Origin of the sequence: Dellaglioa algida DSM 15638, from assembly GCF_001434695.1 — a bacterium.
Lineage (GTDB): Bacteria > Bacillota > Bacilli > Lactobacillales > Lactobacillaceae > Dellaglioa > Dellaglioa algida.
Window position 1 is genome coordinate 110457 of record NZ_AZDI01000001.1, and the last position, 16909, is coordinate 127365.

General features: G+C 36.2%; 16 protein-coding genes. 15 read left to right on the forward strand and 1 reads right to left on the reverse strand.

Annotation, left to right across the window (positions count from 1 at the left end):
* The first annotated feature begins 6 nt into the window (after positions 1–6).
* The 7 genes from FC66_RS00635 (at position 7) to FC66_RS00665 (ending at position 6602) form a co-directional block, all read left to right on the forward strand.
* A complete protein-coding gene (locus FC66_RS00635) occupies positions 7–831 on the forward strand; it encodes a TlyA family RNA methyltransferase (RefSeq protein WP_057973435.1) in 825 nt (274 codons plus the stop codon).
* 86 nt (positions 832–917) lie between these two features.
* The gene (locus tag FC66_RS00640; protein ID WP_057973436.1) at positions 918–1373 is read left to right on the forward strand and encodes an arginine repressor; all 456 of its coding nucleotides are present in this window, start codon (positions 918–920) and stop codon (positions 1371–1373) included.
* 59 nt (positions 1374–1432) lie between these two features.
* Positions 1433–3112 carry a DNA repair protein RecN gene (gene recN / locus FC66_RS00645; RefSeq protein ID WP_057973437.1) on the forward strand — a complete coding sequence of 560 codons (1680 nt, stop codon included), beginning with the start codon at positions 1433–1435 and terminating at the stop codon, positions 3110–3112.
* Positions 3113–3168: 56 nt separating this feature from the next.
* On the forward strand, positions 3169–4368 hold the full coding sequence (locus FC66_RS00650; protein WP_057973438.1) for a betaine/proline/choline family ABC transporter ATP-binding protein: 1200 nt from the start codon (positions 3169–3171) through the stop codon (positions 4366–4368).
* 2 nt (positions 4369–4370) lie between these two features.
* A complete protein-coding gene (locus FC66_RS00655; RefSeq protein WP_057973439.1) occupies positions 4371–5000 on the forward strand; it encodes an ABC transporter permease in 630 nt (209 codons plus the stop codon).
* 13 nt (positions 5001–5013) lie between these two features.
* Positions 5014–5946: an osmoprotectant ABC transporter substrate-binding protein gene (locus FC66_RS00660; protein WP_057973440.1), complete on the forward strand. Its 933-nt coding sequence runs from the start codon at positions 5014–5016 to the stop codon at positions 5944–5946.
* A gap of 2 nt (positions 5947–5948) precedes the next feature.
* Positions 5949–6602, forward strand: a complete 654-nt coding sequence (locus FC66_RS00665) for an ABC transporter permease (protein WP_057973441.1) — start codon at positions 5949–5951, stop codon at positions 6600–6602.
* Between the two features lie 40 nt (positions 6603–6642).
* Here FC66_RS00665 and FC66_RS00670 read toward each other — a convergent pair whose 3' ends face one another.
* Positions 6643–6975: a hypothetical protein gene (locus FC66_RS00670; protein WP_057973442.1), complete on the reverse strand. Its 333-nt coding sequence runs from the start codon at positions 6973–6975 to the stop codon at positions 6643–6645.
* Between the two features lie 181 nt (positions 6976–7156).
* Here FC66_RS00670 and gmk point away from each other — a divergent pair, with 181 nt between their 5' ends.
* From gmk to pknB, 8 genes are all read left to right on the forward strand, one after another.
* Positions 7157–7777, forward strand: a complete 621-nt coding sequence (gmk, locus tag FC66_RS00675; protein ID WP_057973443.1) for a guanylate kinase — start codon at positions 7157–7159, stop codon at positions 7775–7777.
* Positions 7774–7989 (forward strand): DNA-directed RNA polymerase subunit omega, encoded by a 216-nt coding sequence (gene rpoZ, locus FC66_RS00680; RefSeq protein WP_057973444.1) that lies wholly within the window; start codon positions 7774–7776, stop codon positions 7987–7989. Before gmk ends, rpoZ begins: the two co-directional genes overlap by 4 nt.
* A 113-nt stretch (positions 7990–8102) precedes the next feature.
* A complete protein-coding gene (gene coaBC, locus FC66_RS00685; RefSeq protein WP_057973445.1) occupies positions 8103–9305 on the forward strand; it encodes a bifunctional phosphopantothenoylcysteine decarboxylase/phosphopantothenate--cysteine ligase CoaBC in 1203 nt (400 codons plus the stop codon).
* Between the two features lie 30 nt (positions 9306–9335).
* Positions 9336–11762, forward strand: coding sequence for a primosomal protein N' (gene priA, locus FC66_RS00690; RefSeq protein WP_057973446.1), 2427 nt, complete (start codon positions 9336–9338; stop codon positions 11760–11762).
* A 14-nt stretch (positions 11763–11776) separates the two neighbouring features.
* The gene (gene fmt, locus FC66_RS00695) at positions 11777–12724 is read left to right on the forward strand and encodes a methionyl-tRNA formyltransferase (RefSeq protein WP_057973447.1); all 948 of its coding nucleotides are present in this window, start codon (positions 11777–11779) and stop codon (positions 12722–12724) included.
* The gene (gene rsmB / locus FC66_RS00700) at positions 12721–14073 is read left to right on the forward strand and encodes a 16S rRNA (cytosine(967)-C(5))-methyltransferase RsmB (protein WP_057973448.1); all 1353 of its coding nucleotides are present in this window, start codon (positions 12721–12723) and stop codon (positions 14071–14073) included. The genes fmt and rsmB overlap by 4 nt, the downstream gene beginning before the upstream one ends.
* A gap of 15 nt (positions 14074–14088) precedes the next feature.
* Complete coding sequence (locus tag FC66_RS00705; protein ID WP_057973449.1) at positions 14089–14835, forward strand: Stp1/IreP family PP2C-type Ser/Thr phosphatase; 747 nt, start codon at positions 14089–14091, stop codon at positions 14833–14835.
* Positions 14832–16826 (forward strand): Stk1 family PASTA domain-containing Ser/Thr kinase, encoded by a 1995-nt coding sequence (gene pknB / locus FC66_RS00710; protein WP_057973450.1) that lies wholly within the window; start codon positions 14832–14834, stop codon positions 16824–16826. Before FC66_RS00705 ends, pknB begins: the two co-directional genes overlap by 4 nt.
* The last annotated feature ends 83 nt before the right edge of the window (positions 16827–16909 follow it).

Sequence of the window (16909 nt, forward strand, 5' to 3'; positions counted from 1 at the left end):
GTCTTTATGAAAAAAGAACGTATTGATGTTTTATTAGTTCAACAAGGCTTGTTCGAAACTCGTGAACAAGCTAAACGCGCGGTTATGGCCGGTGAAATATTGGGTGAAAATGAGGAACGCTTGGATAAACCAGGCGTTAAAATTTCTGTAGAAACGGAACTTCATTTTAAAGGGAAGAGACTACCTTATGTGAGTCGTGGTGGATTGAAATTAGAAAAGGCACTTAAAGTCTTTGATGCGACGGTTCAAGATAAAACAGTCTTAGACATTGGGTCATCAACTGGCGGATTTACTGATGTTGCTTTACAAAATGGGGCAAAATTAAGTTATGCATTAGACGTTGGTACAAACCAGCTTGTTTGGAAATTACGACAAGATCCAAGGGTTGTGGTTATGGAAAATACCAACTTTAGATATAGTAAAAAAGAAGATTTTAAATCCGGACAACCTAATTTTGCGACAATTGATGTGTCATTTATCTCATTACATCTTATTTTACCTGCTCTAAAGAAAATTATTACTGAAAATGGGGACGTTGTAGCACTAATTAAACCTCAATTTGAAGCCGGAAAAGAAAATGTCGGAAAACGTGGGATTGTACGAGATGAAAAAATTCATCGTAAAGTTCTTGAAGACATTGTTCAATTCTCTGTTACAACAGGGTTTGACGTTGCGGACCTAAGTTACTCGCCTATCAAGGGTGGCGAAGGTAACATCGAATTTTTAATCCATTTAAAATCGGCGACAAATGAACAAGGTGTCATTATGAATAAGGTTAGTATTGATGCAACCTTAGCTGACGCATATGATAATTTGAATGCCGTTAAATGAGGATTTGAAGTGAATTTCTTTAATAATCATCAATATTACGTTATACTTACTGCATGAGTAATGGGTCAAGGGCTGGGGGGACTTTAATGAAAAAGCAAGAACGACAACGTTATATCCGGGAATTATTGAAGGCAAATAATATTGATAAACAAGAAGATTTTGTTATTTTGCTAAAAAAAGAAGGTATAACCGTCACGCAGGCTACAATTTCTAGAGATATTAAAGAAATGCAATTAATTAAAGTTCCGGCTACTGATGGGACCTATAGTTATAACTTACCTGTTCAAAAACAATTAAATACAGAAAAAAAATTAACAAAAACGTTAAAAGATGCTTTTATTTCAACGGATGTTCAAAATGAAATGTGTCTTATTAAGGTGACCCCGGGAAGTGGGCCAGCAATCGTATCGTTAATTGAACAAATGAACTATTCATTTGTTTTTGGGACTTTAGGTGGAGATGGTTCGGCGTTAATTATTTGTCATTCAAATAAAGACGCATTGAAACTAAGTAGAATCATAAATGAAATCGTAATTGAATAAACAAACGAAAAATCTGTGACATTCTGTTTCAGATTTTTTTATTTTAAAGGGGTGAACATATGTTACAAGAATTGACAATCAAAGATTTTGCCATTATTGATTCTTTGAATATCGATTTTATGGCTAATATGACTGTTTTAACGGGTGAAACGGGTGCCGGAAAGTCAATTATTATTGATGCATTAGGTCTTCTATCAGGCGGTAGAGGGTCACAAGAATTTATTAGAAAAGACGCAAAAAAAATGGTCCTGCAAGGTCTATTTATTCCGGCGAAACAGTCAAATACATTGACAAAATTAGATCAACTAGGTATTGGACATGATGACAATTCTGTTATTTTGCAACGCGAAATACATAGATCTGGAAAAAACATCTGTCGTATCAACGGGATGTTGGTCAATACGAGTACGCTTAAATCAATCGGTGAAACATTGGTTGATATTCATGGTCAAAATGAACATCAAGAATTAATGCAACAAGACAAACATTTAGGCATGCTAGATGAATATATCAAAAATGATATTCAAACATTGACATCAAAGTATCAAGATGCATTTGAACAATATCAAAACTTACACAAATTACAAGTTAAGCGACAAACGAACCAAAATGAATGGGCACAACGCTTAGATATGTTACATTTCCAAAAAGATGAAATCGAGAGCGCTGATTTAATTGAAAATGAAGAAGAGCTACTTAGTGCCGAAAAGGAACGATTAGAGAACTTTCAAACAATTAATCAATCGTTGGATGCCAGTTACCAAGCATTATCGGGTGAGGATGAGAACACAGTTGATCGTGTTGGTGTGGCAATGTCTAATATGCAAAAGATTGATAATTTGGATAGCGAATACAAAGAGCTAGCGGAGCGTTTGTCATCAGCTTATTATATGTTACAAGATGCCTCCAGTGACTTGTTACGACAATTGGATGCTTTAGAGTGGGACGAACAACGATTAAACGAGATCGAAAATAGACTCGAAATTATCGTTCAGTTAAAACATAAATATGGTGATTCCGTTGAAAAAATTTTGACATATTTAAAAACCATTTCAGAAGAATTATTTGAAATGGAGGCGACTGAAGGGACAGCCGATAATTTAGACAATCAGGTTAACTTGGCCAAAAAAGAAGCTCAAAAAATAGCTGATAAATTAACTAAAACGCGAAAAAAAGCGGCTCTTGTTTTACAAAAAGAGGTACACAAGCAATTAAGTGAGCTCTATATGGATAAGGCAATCTTTGAAGTTAAATTTGAGACGTTAAGTCAATTGAATAATTCCGGACAAGATAAAGTTGAATTTTATATTCAAACAAACGTTGGGGAAACAATGGGGCCGCTCGCTAAGATTGCTTCGGGTGGCGAATTATCTCGAATGATGTTAGCGTTAAAGACTATTTTCTCTAAGACGCAAGGCGTTACGAGTATCATATTTGATGAAGTTGATACGGGCGTTAGCGGTCGTGTTGCGCAAGCAATTGCCGAAAAAATTAGTCAAATTGCTCAAAATTCACAGGTGTTATGTATTACGCATCTGCCACAGGTAGCCGCGATTAGTGAACACCATTACTTTATATCCAAAGAAGTTATTGGTGAACGCACAGAAACATCTATTAAGTTATTGTCTAAAGAAGAACGAATTCAAGAGATTGCTCGCATGTTGGCTGGTTCTGAAATTACTAAGTTAACGGTTAAACATGCCGAAGAGCTATTGAATATGGCCCAAAAAAATAATTAGACCAAGGTAACTTTATAACTGGGTAATAACTAGTTATAAAAAAGGAGAGTGTTAATATGCTTAAGTTTGACAATATATCAAAAATTTATAAGGGTAATAAGGCTGTAGATAATTTTAATTTAGAAGTTCAAGATGGCGAATTTATCTGTTTTATTGGAACTTCAGGTTCGGGTAAAACCACCACAATGAGAATGATTAATCGGATGTTGACGCAAACGTCCGGTACAATCACAATTGATGGTAAAGATATCGCAAAAATGGATCCAGTTAAATTACGTCGTCAAATTGGTTACGTTATTCAAAATATTGGATTAATGCCACATATGACGATTCGTGAAAACATAACATTGGTGCCAAAATTGTTAAAATGGCCCGAAGAAAAAAGAAATGAACGTGCCAAAGAAATGATTGAATTAGTTGAGTTGCCAGAATCATATCTGGACCGTTATCCATCTGAACTTTCAGGTGGGCAACAACAAAGAATTGGGGTTGTCCGTGCCCTAGCTGCTGATCAAGATATTATACTAATGGATGAACCTTTTGGTGCGCTTGATCCGATTACTAGAGAAGCTTTACAAGATTTAGTTAAGGATTTACAAGAACGTTTAGGTAAAACATTTATTTTTGTGACACATGATATGGATGAAGCTTTAAAATTGGCAACACGTATCGTTGTTATGTCTGAGGGGAAAATTGTCCAAGCGGATACGCCAGATAACATTTTAAAAAACCCGGCCAATAAATTTGTTGAAAACTTGATTGGACAAGATAGATTGATTCAAGCGCGTCCAAGTATCACAACAGTTGGACAGGTGATGTTGGCTAATCCGGTATCAATTACGCCAGGTAAATCATTAGTAACGGCTATTCGTTTGATGCATGATCGTCGAGTTGATACATTGTTGGTTACTGATGATGCCGGCATTTTGAAAGGTTATATTGATATTGAGAGTTTAGATTATAATTTCAATACGTCAAGTAGTGTTAGCGATATTATGAACAAAGATATTTTTTATGTAAAAGAAGATTCATTAGTTCGTGATACCGTTGAACGTATTTTAAAACGTGGTTTTAAGAACGTGCCAGTTATTAATAAAGAAGGTATTTTGGTCGGGATTGTGACCCGAGCAACGTTAGTTGATATTGTTTATGATGCACTTTGGGGTGACGAAAATAGTGCGCCACATGAAGAGGTGTCAGGAACAACGACTGAAACTGCAAATGAGAATAACCCAAGTTCAACGAAGGAGGGTTAATAATGACTTCATTTTTACAAGAATATGGCGCGATGATTATCTCAAAATTATGGGAACATATTGAAATTTCTGGGATGGCACTGTTCCTCGGAGTTGTCATAGCCGTTCCGTTAGGCGTTCTGTTAACGAGATTGCCCAAAACGGCAAGTGTTGTAATTGCGATTGCGAGTATGTTGCAAACAATCCCTGCCTTGGCTCTATTGGCCATGATGATTCCATTATTTGGAATTGGTAAATTTCCAGCCGTTATCGCATTATTTGTTTACTCATTATTACCAATTTTGAGAAATACGTATATTGGGATTAACGGTGTTGATCCGGTGTTGAAAGATGCCGCAAAAGGAATGGGAATGACTAATTTACAATCTATTATGCAAGTTGAATTGGTAATGGCTTCACAAGTTATTATGTCAGGAATTCGGTTGGCAGCGACGTATGTCATTGCTTGGGCAACGTTGGCTTCATACATTGGTGCCGGCGGATTAGGTGATATGATTTTTAATGGATTGAACCTATACCAACCAAAATTAATTCTCGGTGGAACGATTCCGGTTATTTTATTAGCTTTATTAGTTGATTTTATACTCGGACAAGTTGAAAAAAAACTAACACCAAAAACAACCAGAAATTAAGGAGGGCTTTAACATGAAATTAACGATAAAAAAAATACTTGTTAGCTTAAGCCTTCTGTTTGTTGGTGTAAGTTTATCGAGTTGTGGGTTTCCTGGTTTAACAGGTGGATCTCAGTCAACAATTAAAATTGTGGCACAATCAACAACAGAATCTCAAATTATTGGTTCAATGCTGCAACAATTGATTGAACATGAATCAGATAATAAAGTAGAACTGATTAATAACTTAGGTTCTGGTACGTTAAGTTTCAATGCACTTAAAAATGGTGATGCAGATGTATCATCAGCTCGTTATACGGGAACTGATTTAAGCGCCGTGTTGAATAAACCGGTCGTAAAAGATACTGTTAAGGCTAATAAGATGGTTAAAGATGGCTTTGAAGATAGATTCCAAATGAAGTGGTTTGATACCTTAGGTTTTGCTGATACGTATGCCTTTATGGTTACTCAGGAAACGGCTAAAAAATATAATTTAAAAACAGTTTCTGATTTAAAGAAAATTGAATCAGAATTAACTGTTGGTGTTGATGCTAACTGGATTAGTCGGATTGGTGATGGGTACGATGGATTCCAAAAAGAATACAATATTAAATTTGGAAATATTTATCCTATGCAGATTGGGTTAGTCTATAGCGCACTTGCAAAAGGTAAAATGGATGTTGTGCTGGGCTACTCAACGGATGGACGAATTAAAAGTTACGATTTGAAAATATTAAAAGATGATCGTCAATTTTTCCCACCATACACGGCAAGTCTAGTCGCAAATAATTCTATTTTGAAAAAACATCCAGAATTAGGGCCACTGATTAATCGACTCACAAATAAAATTGATTTATCAACGATGCAATCATTGAATTATAGAGTTGATAATGATTTTTATGAGCCATCGGTAGTCGCAAAACAATTCTTAGAGAAACATCATTACTTTGAAAAGGCGGGTGATTAATTATGAATACTTTTGATCAGTTAATGTCTTATTTTGGTAATAATGGGTTATACGTTTTACAAGAATTCACACGACATTTTTTAATATCAATATACGGTGTTTTAATTGCTGCAGCTATTGGTATCCCAATTGGAATATTTATTTCTAAGCATCACAGATTAAGTGATGTTATCATTGGTGCCGCAAATGTCATCCAGACTGTTCCTTCCCTGGCAATGTTATCTATTATTATGTTGGGTTTAGGTTTGGGTGTTAATACGGTTATTGTGACGGTTGCCTTATACTCACTTTTACCTATCTTGAAAAATACGTATTCAGGGATGATTAATGTTGATCCTGGGGTACTTGATTCCGGTAAAGGGATGGGAATGACAAGATTCCAAATTTTATATATGATTGAGTTACCATTATCATTATCAGTTATTATGGCTGGCGTTAGAAATGCGTTAGTCGTTGCTATTGGTATTACGGCGATTGGTTCTTTCATCGGTGCAGGTGGTCTTGGAGATATTATTATTCGAGGAACAAATGCTACGGATGGTGCTGCTATTATTTTAGCAGGTGCATTACCAACTGCCCTAATGGCAGTAATTGCCGATGCAATTTTGGCACTTATCCAAAGAAAATTTGATCCAGCGACAATTAAGCGTAAATAAAAAAATGGCCATCTTCTAGTTAAATAGAAAATGGTCATTTTTATATGGAGTCAAGTAAAGCAATGTAGCGAAGTTGATCATCGTTAAGCAAATAAGTAACGTTAGTATATTGCGTTTTAAATATTAATTGAGTTGAGACGGGATGTCTGTATAAAGTACCACGAAGTTCTTGGAATTCTTTTTGGAATCCAGAAGGGTTTAACTGTAAAATGATTGTTTTCTTCATGTCTAAAACTTTCTCAGTAAAGAGTTCCAACTGAAATTTAGGCATTTGTGGTTTTAAAACGAAATCATCTAAATCAAAAATTTTGTGATATGAGTATTGGAGCGTTGATCCAATTGTTTGAATGGTTGTCTGTTGTTTATTTTGCATAATAAAAGTCCTCCCCGAACATTTGTTTGTATTTTCATTATACGAACAAACGTTCGATAAAGCAAGCATCAATTTAAGTTAATTTGTAAAAGCCCATTGTAGCGGATAAAGGACTTGAATAATCGATGTAAAAAGTGCATACTATTTATTAATACTTATCTTAGAGGAGTTTACAAAATTAATGGCTAATCGTGGAATGTTGATCGTACTATCTGGTCCATCAGGGGTCGGTAAAGGAACCGTAAGAAAAGCGATTTTTGATCAAGATGACAATAAATTTCTTTATTCGATTTCAATGACCACTCGTAAAATGCGAGAGGGCGAAGTTGATGGTGTTGACTATCATTTTGTGTCAAAAGAAGAATTTGAGAACGAAATTTCAACGGGCGGTATGTTAGAATATGCCAAGTATGTTGACAATTACTATGGAACACCGTTAAAATATGTAAATAAGATGCTTGACGCTGGTCAAGATGTCTTTCTTGAAATTGAAGTACAAGGTGCTATGCAAGTTCGAGAAAAAATTTCTGACGGGTTATTTATTTTCTTAACACCACCTGATTTAATGGAATTAAGACAGAGAATTACGGGACGTGGGACAGACGATTCTGCAACAATTGATAAACGAATGACAAAAGCCATTGGCGAGATTGATATGATGCAGAATTATGACTACGCGGTTGTTAATGATGAAATAAATGATGCTGTTGAGAAAATTCAAACAATTATAAAAGCTGAACGTTGGCGTGTAAAACGATTCTTACCTGACTATAGAAAACAATTAGGAGATGTATTTAAATGATTTTATATCCTTCAGTCGATGACTTATTAAAGCAAGTAGATTCAAGATACTCATTAATTATGTTAGCAAGTAAACGTGCCCATGAATTAGATGCGGGCGCTTTACCAATGCTCTCAAGTTATAAATCAATTAAAAACGTTGGACGTGCTTTGGAAGAAGTCGTTACAGGTGATTTAATTATTGATCCAGTTGAAAAAGAAGACATTCGTTAATTCAATTAAATGAAAGGGAGTTAAGACAAGCTAATTGTCCTAGCTCCTATTTTATTTCGTAGAAAATTGATACAATAGAAATTAATATAAATTCGATATGGGGGTAACATGAAATGACATTAGAAAATAAAAAAATCGGTCTTATTGTAACGGGCGGTATTGCGGCATATAAAAGTTTAGGATTAGTTCGATCAATGGTTAAACAAGGCGCAGAAGTCAGAGTTGTCATGACGAATGCGGCTACTAAGTTTGTGACACCATTAAGTTTTGAAACATTAAGTAAAAATAATGTGTTGACTGACCTCTTTTCAGAAAAAGAATCTGAACATGTTGCCCATATTGAATTTGCGGATTGGGCAGACTTATTGGTTGTCGCACCGGCAACGGCAAATATGATTGCTAAGATGGCCAATGGAATTGCGGATGATTTCGCGTCAACGACGCTATTAGCAACTGAGGCGCCTAAAGTTGTTGTGCCTGCAATGAATGAACACATGCTAATGAATCCAGCCATGCAACGCAATCTTAGATTATTAGAACAAGATAGTGTTCAGGTTATTGAACCAGAGACCGGATTCTTAGCGGAAGGTTATTCAGGTAAGGGCCGATTCCCAGAATTGGAGACAATCATGGCGGTTGTTAATGCTAATTTTAGCGACAAAGATAAACCATTAAAAGGTAAAAATATTTTAGTTACCGCCGGTGGTACTCAGGAAAGAATTGACCCAGTTCGGTTTATTGGTAACGACTCTTCAGGTAAGATGGGGTTCGCGATTGCTATTGAAGCTCAAAAATTGGGCGCTAACGTTACCTTAGTTAGTGGGGTAAGTAAATTACCAGATCCAGTTGGTATCACAACTATTCGGGTTAAAACTGCCATAGAATTATCTGAAGCAATTACTCGCCGCTTCGCTGAACAAAATATTTTAATTATGGCAGCTGCAGTCTCAGATTATCGGGTTCAGAACGTAGCGGACCAGAAAATTAAAAAAGACGAAGATACGTTGACACTAACCTTGGAAAAAAATCCAGATATTTTAAAACAGTTAGGTAAAATTAAGCAAAATCAATATTTAGTTGGATTTGCAGCTGAAACTCAAAACGGATTAATAAATGCGCAAGAAAAATTAGAAAAGAAAAATTTAAATTTATTAGTATTAAATGATGTCTCGAATGCCGCAATCGGGTTTAATAGTAATGAAAACGAAGTGACGTTACTTAGACCGCAGATGGAAAATATTTTTATCAAGCAAACAAGTAAAAAACAAATTGCCGGGGAGCTACTCAATGTTGTTATTAGTGATTTAAAAAAATAAGCAGTTAATTAAAAGAAAGGAGGTTTTGGTATGACACAGTTTGCAAAAATTATTGTTGATGTTCCTACGATGCAAACGGACCAGCCATATACCTATTCAATTCCTGAATTATTAACGCATCAGATTGAAATTGGTATGCGCGTTGTTGTTCCGTTTGGTAATGGAAAACGACTTGTTCAAGGATTTGTAATTGAAATTATTGATAACAATCAGTTTGATGGTGACGTGAAGGCCATTCAATCAGTTGTAGATCTCAAACCTGTTGTGAATACCGAACTATTAGATTTATCCGCATGGATAGCTAATGAAACCTTCTCATTTCGAATTACTGCCTTACAAATGGTATTGCCAAGTGTTATGCGTGCCACGTATAAAAAAAGAATTCAGTTAATTGACGAAATAGATGAGAGTCTACAAGATAAATTATTTCAAGGTAACGATTCGATTGAATTTGATTCAGAACACATGGATGCGGAATTAATGAAAGAGTTGTTGCAACTTACGAAAGCTGGAAAAGCTGAACTAATTTATGAAGTTGGTAACAAAGCAAAATTTAAGATGCAACTTTCTATTCAACCTGAACTTGGATTTGAAGCTTATGAAGATATTAAAAATGGTTTACGTAAAAATGCTAAACAACAGCATTTATTAGTAAATTATCTCCAGTCATTGACGGAAAACGAAAATAATTTGATACCGCAAAAACAGGTTGTTAAAGAAATAGGTATCACAACAGCAACAATCACGTCTGGGGAAAAAAATGGCTGGCTCAAAAAAATTGAGACAGAAGTTTACCGAGATCCTTATAAAGATACAGTTATTGAATCAACTGGTATGCAGAAACTGACACCTGATCAAGATATTGCAGTAACAGCTGTTGATGAGGCAATTAAAAATGAAATAAATAAAACTTTCTTACTTCAAGGGGTCACCGGTAGTGGTAAAACGGAAGTTTATTTACAGACTATTGCGAAGGCATTGGAACTTGGTAAAACGGCGTTAATGCTTGTTCCGGAAATTGCTCTGACACCGCAAATGGTGAAACGGGTTAAGTCTCGTTTTGGTGATTTAGTTGCTGTTTTGCATAGTGGACTGTCTGATGGTGAACGATATGATGAGTGGCGCCGAATTGAACGTAAAGAGGCCCAAGTTGTTGTTGGTGCGCGCTCAGCTGTTTTTGCACCTCTAGATAATATTGGCATTATTATTGTGGATGAAGAACATGAATCAAGTTACAAACAAGAAGAGACACCAAGATATCATGCAAGGGATATTGTTCTTTGGAGAAGTCAGAGACACCATTGTCCCGTAATATTAGGAAGCGCAACACCGTCACTCGAATCTCGTGCTAGAGCTCAAAAGGGTGTGTACGAGTGGCTACAATTACCACAACGTATTAATGGTCAACCGATGCCTGAAGTGACGCTAGTCGATATGAGAGAAGAAATGAAAAATACGGGTGAAAGTAATTTTTCTGAACCACTTAGGAATGAAATTACCAAACGACTTGAAAAAAAAGAACAAACTGTTTTAATGTTAAATCGTCGTGGGTTTTCATCTTTTGTTATGTGCAGAGATTGCGGATTTGTTTTACCTTGTCCTAACTGTGATACCTCTTTGACATTGCATATGGATACGCATACGATGAAATGTCATTATTGTGGTCATGAGGAGGGAATTCCTAAGATTTGCCCCAATTGTCATAGCCGTAAAATAAGATATTATGGTACGGGTACACAAAAAGTTGAAGAAGAACTCAAAACCTTATATCCAGAAGCTAGAATTTTACGAATGGATGTCGATACAACACGTAAAAAAGGCGCCCATGAAAAAATTCTGGCTAAATTTGGTGCTAAAGAAGCCGATATTCTATTAGGAACACAAATGATTGCAAAAGGGCTCGATTTTCCTGATGTAACGTTAGTCGGCGTGCTAAATGCTGATACGGCACTCAGTCTACCGGATTTCAGGTCAAGTGAACGAACCTTCCAATTATTAACGCAGGTGAGTGGTCGGGCAGGTCGGGCTGATAAGGAAGGGCAGGTCGTTGTTCAAACCTTTAATCCGGATCATTATGCCATTCAATATGCCAAACATCATGATTATGAATCGTTCTACAGAAAAGAAATGGCTATTCGACACATGGAAAATTATCCGCCATATTACTACACTATCCAGCTTACTGCGAGCTACACGGATGAAGCGGGAGCGGCTAAGAAAATGTTGGAGGCCGTTCAGTTTTTGAAACCGGCGTTGTCGGATAAAGCGATTATTCTTGGTCCGACGCCAAAATCAATTATGCGAGTTAATAATCGATTTTATTATCAAGTCGTTATTAAATATAAATCAGAAGAACAGTTAAAAGAACGATTAAGAGAATTAATGACAAAATCACAAGCCGAAGTTCGTAAAGGCTTAAGATTAACAATTGATTCTGAACCAGTAAACTTTATTTAGGTTAAGGAGAAACTATGACGTCAATTGTATTTATGGGAACACCAGAATTTTCAGCACCAATTTTAGAAAGCTTAATAGAAAATGGGTACGACGTGAAAGCTGTTATGACTCAACCGGATCGGATGGTTGGTCGTAAACGGGTTTTGACTCAGTCACCAGTGAAGCAAGTAGCAGTTAAACACGGTATTAAAGTGTTACAGCCAGAAAAATTAAGTGGTAGTGACGAAATGGCCGAAGTTATTGCGATGAAACCAGACTTTTTAGTAACAGCAGCATTTGGACAATTTTTACCAACAAAATTATTAGCGGCTGCTCAAATTGGTGCCATTAATGTCCATGGGTCACTATTACCTAAATATCGCGGAGGCGCACCTATTCAATATGCTATTATGAATGGTGAGCAAGAAACAGGTATCACTATTATTTACATGGTTAAACAAATGGATGCGGGAAATATTATTAGTCGTCGAGCTATCAAAATTGAAGATAATGATGATTCTGGTTCAATGTTTGAAAAATTAAGTTTATTGGGTAAAGAGTTACTTTTAGAAGCATTACCAAAATTGGTTAATGGGACGAGTGAATCGATACCACAAAATGAAGATGAGGTTACTTTCTCTCCTACAATTAAACCAGAAGAAGAGGCACTTGATTTCACAAAGACGGCTAAAGAAATTGACTGGAAAATTCGTAGTTTAAGACCAGTACCTGGCGCATATACGATTTTGAAAGGTAAAAGAACTAAATTTTGGGATGTTACTGTTTTAGACGAAAAAACTGAATTGGCGGCTGGTCAAGTCGTTGAAGTAGCTAAGAAATTGCTTAAAATCGCGTGTGGTAATGGAACGGTGTTAGCAGTTAACGAACTCCAACCCAATGGTAAATCGAAACAAACCATTGTTGACTATCTAAATGGTAGTGGGCAAGGAATAAAAGAAGGACAACAGGTGATTGATGTATGAAAACTGATTTAAAAACAACGCCCCGATTCTTAGCAGTTGATCTTTTAACGAGAGTTGCTAAACAAGGAACATATTCGAATATTGCATTGAATCAAGTAATCAAAAATAACCATATGGAAGTTCGCGATGCGCATTTATTAACACAACTGGTTTATGGCGTTATCCAGAGACGACTAACCTTGGAATACTGGTTGGCACCATTTGTTAAGAATCCTGCAAAAATGGATAATTGGGTTCAAGAATTATTATTGAGTGCCATTTATCAAATGCATTACCTCGATAAAATTCCAACTCGAGCAATTTTTAATGAATCAATTGAAATTGCAAAGAGAAAAGGTCATGCGGGAACACGTAAATTCGTAACGGGTGTTTTACATGCCATTGAGCGAGAAGGTATCCGCCCAATTTCTGACATTAAAGATGATATTGAACGTTTGAGTATTGAGAGCAGCACGCCTGTTTGGTTGGTTAATGAATTAATTAAACAAGTTGGGTTGGAGAAAACGACCCATATGTTGGCTTCAATTAATGAGGCACCTGATCAATCCGTCAGAGTGAATACAACTAAAGCAACAGTTGAAGAAGTGATTGAAAAAATGGAAGCAGAAGGCTTTGATGTTAAGCGTAGTCAGGTTTCACCAGTTGGCTTATTAGTGACTAATGGATTTGCTCCCGACAGTGGCGTGTACCACGATGGCTTAATCACAATTCAAGATGAAAGTGCAATGTTAGTTGCTGACGCAATGAATATTCAACCGGGCGATAAAGTTTTGGATGCCTGTGCTGCACCTGGTGGAAAAACAACGCATATTGCATCATTTTTAGATGAATCTCTATTTGGAGAGGTTGTTGGATTAGACATTCATGCGCATAAAGTTAAATTAATTGGTGATAATGCTCGAAGATTAGGCTTATCTAGTGTTGTAGAAGAAATGGTTTTAGATGCACGTTTAATTTCAGAAGAATTTGATAATGAGTATTTTGATTCTATTCTTGTTGATGCACCTTGTTCCGGAATTGGCCTATTACGTCGTAAACCGGAGATTAAATATGAGAAGACATTGGCTGATTCAAATAATCTACAAAAAATTCAATTAGCTATTTTAGACAAAGTGGCACCAACTTTAAAGAACGGTGGTCGCTTAACTTACAGTACATGTACTATTTTGGATATTGAAAATAAAGATGTTGTTAAACAATTTGTTGAAACACATCCTGAATTCAAAGTGATTGAAACGCCAACGGCTTTAGCGTTGAAGGAAGATCGAGACGACAAAGAATTAACCATTTATCCGGATGACTATCATTCAGATGGTTTCTTCATTACATGTTTAGAAAAACAACTTTAAATTCGAGGTGTAAGTATGAAGGTTGCCTATCAAACAGATGTAGGTAGTGTTAGAGAAAATAACGAGGACTATGTTGGCGTTTTTAAAAACAAGAGTGATATTTCTTTCGTGATGGTCGCAGATGGTATTGGCGGGCATTTGGGCGGAGATGTTGCTTCGAAAATGGCCGTTTCACACATGGGATTTCGGTTTGAGGAAACAGACTTTGGTGAACCTAGTGACGCAATTAAATGGATCACTAAAGAAGTAGAGATGGAAAATAAAAAGATTATTGAAAAATCTAATCAATATGAAGATCTTTCTGGTATGGGGACAACGATGGTATGTGCCGTCTTTTTTGAGGACAAGTTTATTGTTGCCAACATTGGAGATAGTAGGGGTTATCTATTGCGTGCCGGACAGTTTTACCAATTGACTGAAGACCACTCATTAGTTAACGAATTAATTAAACGTGGAGAATTATCAGCGGAAGATGCTAAAAATTATCCTCAAAAAAATATGATTACGAGAAGTTTAGGAATTTCTTCAGATGCTGATGCTGATATTGCGGTTAATGATTCTGAACCGGGTGACTTATTAGTTTTATGTACGGATGGCCTGACCAATATGGTTTCTGACAGTGAGATGAAAGCCGTTTTGGAAAATCCAAAAAGTCTTGAAGAAAAATGTGAAGAACTTATTCAAATGGCAAACAAAGCAGGTGGATTAGACAATATCACAGTTCTCCTAGTTAATGATAATCGACGGAGGACGGTAAAATGAAACCTGACATGATATTTAATGAGCGTTACAGAATAATTAAATCGCTGGGTGAAGGCGGTATGGCAAACGTTTATCTTGCAACTGATTTAATATTAGATCGACCAGTAGCAGTAAAGGTTTTACGAGTTGATTTGAGGGATGATCAAGATACCATCCGTCGTTTTAAACGAGAAGCTTTGGCGACAACTGAATTAGTCCATCCTAATATTGTGAGCGTCTATGATGTTGGTGAAGTTGATGGATTCCAGTATATGGTGATGGAATATGTGGCGGGATACGATTTGAAAACGTATATCACAAAACAATTTCCAATTCCATACCAAGTCGTTATTGATATTATGACTCAAATATTATCGGCTGTTGAAGTGGCGCATGATCATAACATTATTCATCGTGATTTAAAACCACAAAACATTTTAATTGATGAGGAAGGTAATGCTAAAATTACCGATTTTGGAATTGCGGTGGCGTTAGCTGATCATTCCTTGACGCAAACGAACACCTTATTAGGTTCTGTTCACTATTTATCACCAGAGCAAGCCAGAGGTAGCATGGCAACGAAACGTTCTGATATTTATTCACTTGGTATCATTTTGTATGAAATGTTAACAGGAAAGGTTCCTTTTGAAGGTGAGACAGCCGTTTCGATTGCCTTGAAGCATTTCCAAAGTGAAGTTCCTTCCGTTCGTGAATTTGATCCTAATATTCCACAATCACTTGAAAATATAGTCCTACAAGCAACAAGTAAGGTCCCACAAGATAGATTTCAATCTGCTGAAGAGATGTCAATTGCATTAAGTAAATCTTTATCGCAAAAGAATGCAGAAAAATGGCATCCTGAAGTATTAGTTAGCGGTGAAACGAAGGTATTACCGGTACTTGATAAGAACGCTGCGGAAGTATCAAACACGACTAAAGAACCGGAAGTAACGGCAGATAAAAAGAAAAAAATGAGTCGCCGTAAAAAATGGACTATTGGCGTTATTATGGTTGCTTTACTGATGCTTATTGTCGGTGGGGTTGTCGTTGCTACCAGTTCGCCCAAAGAAGTTAAGGTACCCGACCTAAGCGGGATGACAATTAGTGAAGCTAAATCAAGTTTGGCAGATAAAAATTTAAAATTAGGTAAAGTTACTCGAACTAATAGCGAAACTGTTTCTAGTGGGGATATTATTAACTCTGCGCCTAAAAAGAATGAAACAATTCGCGAAGAAAATAAAGTTGATGTGATTGTGTCAAAAGGGAAATCTAAAATTACGGTGGAAAATTATGTTGGTAGTACCTATTCCGACGTTAAATCAACACTGGAAAAAGATGGATTTACTGTTGAAAAAGAGACACAACACTCGGACTCCGTAACTGAAAATGAAATAATGGAACAAGACATTTCGGCAGGCGATAAAGTGGTACCAAGTGATACTGTGATAACGTTAACCGTTAGTTCAGGACCTGAAATGTTTACACTTAGAGATTTATCTGGTTACACGATAAAGAGTGTTCAAGATTACGCTACTGAAATTGGTGCTAGATTATCAATCAGTGAGGCTTATTCAAATTCAGTTGAAAAGGGGCAAGTTGTTAAACAATCTCCAACGGCGGGTTCGAATATGTCTAAAGGTGGTAGTCTATCCGTCACTATCTCTAAAGGAAAAAAAGAGACAACGGATGAATTCACAAGAACTGTAACGGTTCCGTTTAAATCAATGGTTATGGAAAGCTCAAGCTCATCCGACAAAGACAAAGAGGATTCGTCAGATGAGAGTTCAAACTCCAGCTCGAGTTCTTCAGAATCAAAAACGGACGAAAATGTTATTGAAGTCTATATTGAAGATAAGACACATAACATTGACACACTGTATGAGCGAAAAACGATTACGAAAGATACTGATTTTAAATTATCATTTATTGTAGATTCCGGTAAATCAGGTAAGTACAAAATTTTACGTGATGATAAAGTAATTGCGGAAAATGGTAATGTCACTAAGAATTAAATAAAAGATGTGGTAAAATTAGGTAGAAGGTAACTTTTTACCTAATTTTTTAGTTAGCAATATAAAACGATTACATTATGTTG

What these genes read in the sequence shown, in the direction of transcription:
- FC66_RS00660 (WP_057973440.1), top strand. Translation starts at nt 5,014, where the DNA reads ATGAAATTAACGATAAAAAAAATACTTGTTAGCTTAAGCCTTCTGTTT.
- coaBC (WP_057973445.1), top strand. Translation starts at nt 8,103, where the DNA reads ATGACATTAGAAAATAAAAAAATCGGTCTTATTGTAACGGGCGGTATT.
- recN (WP_057973437.1), top strand. Translation starts at nt 1,433, where the DNA reads ATGTTACAAGAATTGACAATCAAAGATTTTGCCATTATTGATTCTTTG.
- FC66_RS00670 (WP_057973442.1), bottom strand. Translation starts at nt 6,975, where the DNA reads ATGCAAAATAAACAACAGACAACCATTCAAACAATTGGATCAACGCTC.
- gmk (WP_057973443.1), top strand. Translation starts at nt 7,157, where the DNA reads ATGGCTAATCGTGGAATGTTGATCGTACTATCTGGTCCATCAGGGGTC.
- FC66_RS00640 (WP_057973436.1), top strand. Translation starts at nt 918, where the DNA reads ATGAAAAAGCAAGAACGACAACGTTATATCCGGGAATTATTGAAGGCA.
- pknB (WP_057973450.1), top strand. Translation starts at nt 14,832, where the DNA reads ATGAAACCTGACATGATATTTAATGAGCGTTACAGAATAATTAAATCG.
- FC66_RS00655 (WP_057973439.1), top strand. Translation starts at nt 4,371, where the DNA reads ATGACTTCATTTTTACAAGAATATGGCGCGATGATTATCTCAAAATTA.
- priA (WP_057973446.1), top strand. Translation starts at nt 9,336, where the DNA reads ATGACACAGTTTGCAAAAATTATTGTTGATGTTCCTACGATGCAAACG.
- FC66_RS00635 (WP_057973435.1), top strand. Translation starts at nt 7, where the DNA reads ATGAAAAAAGAACGTATTGATGTTTTATTAGTTCAACAAGGCTTGTTC.
- fmt (WP_057973447.1), top strand. Translation starts at nt 11,777, where the DNA reads ATGACGTCAATTGTATTTATGGGAACACCAGAATTTTCAGCACCAATT.
- FC66_RS00705 (WP_057973449.1), top strand. Translation starts at nt 14,089, where the DNA reads ATGAAGGTTGCCTATCAAACAGATGTAGGTAGTGTTAGAGAAAATAAC.
- FC66_RS00650 (WP_057973438.1), top strand. Translation starts at nt 3,169, where the DNA reads ATGCTTAAGTTTGACAATATATCAAAAATTTATAAGGGTAATAAGGCT.
- rpoZ (WP_057973444.1), top strand. Translation starts at nt 7,774, where the DNA reads ATGATTTTATATCCTTCAGTCGATGACTTATTAAAGCAAGTAGATTCA.
- rsmB (WP_057973448.1), top strand. Translation starts at nt 12,721, where the DNA reads ATGAAAACTGATTTAAAAACAACGCCCCGATTCTTAGCAGTTGATCTT.
- FC66_RS00665 (WP_057973441.1), top strand. Translation starts at nt 5,949, where the DNA reads ATGAATACTTTTGATCAGTTAATGTCTTATTTTGGTAATAATGGGTTA.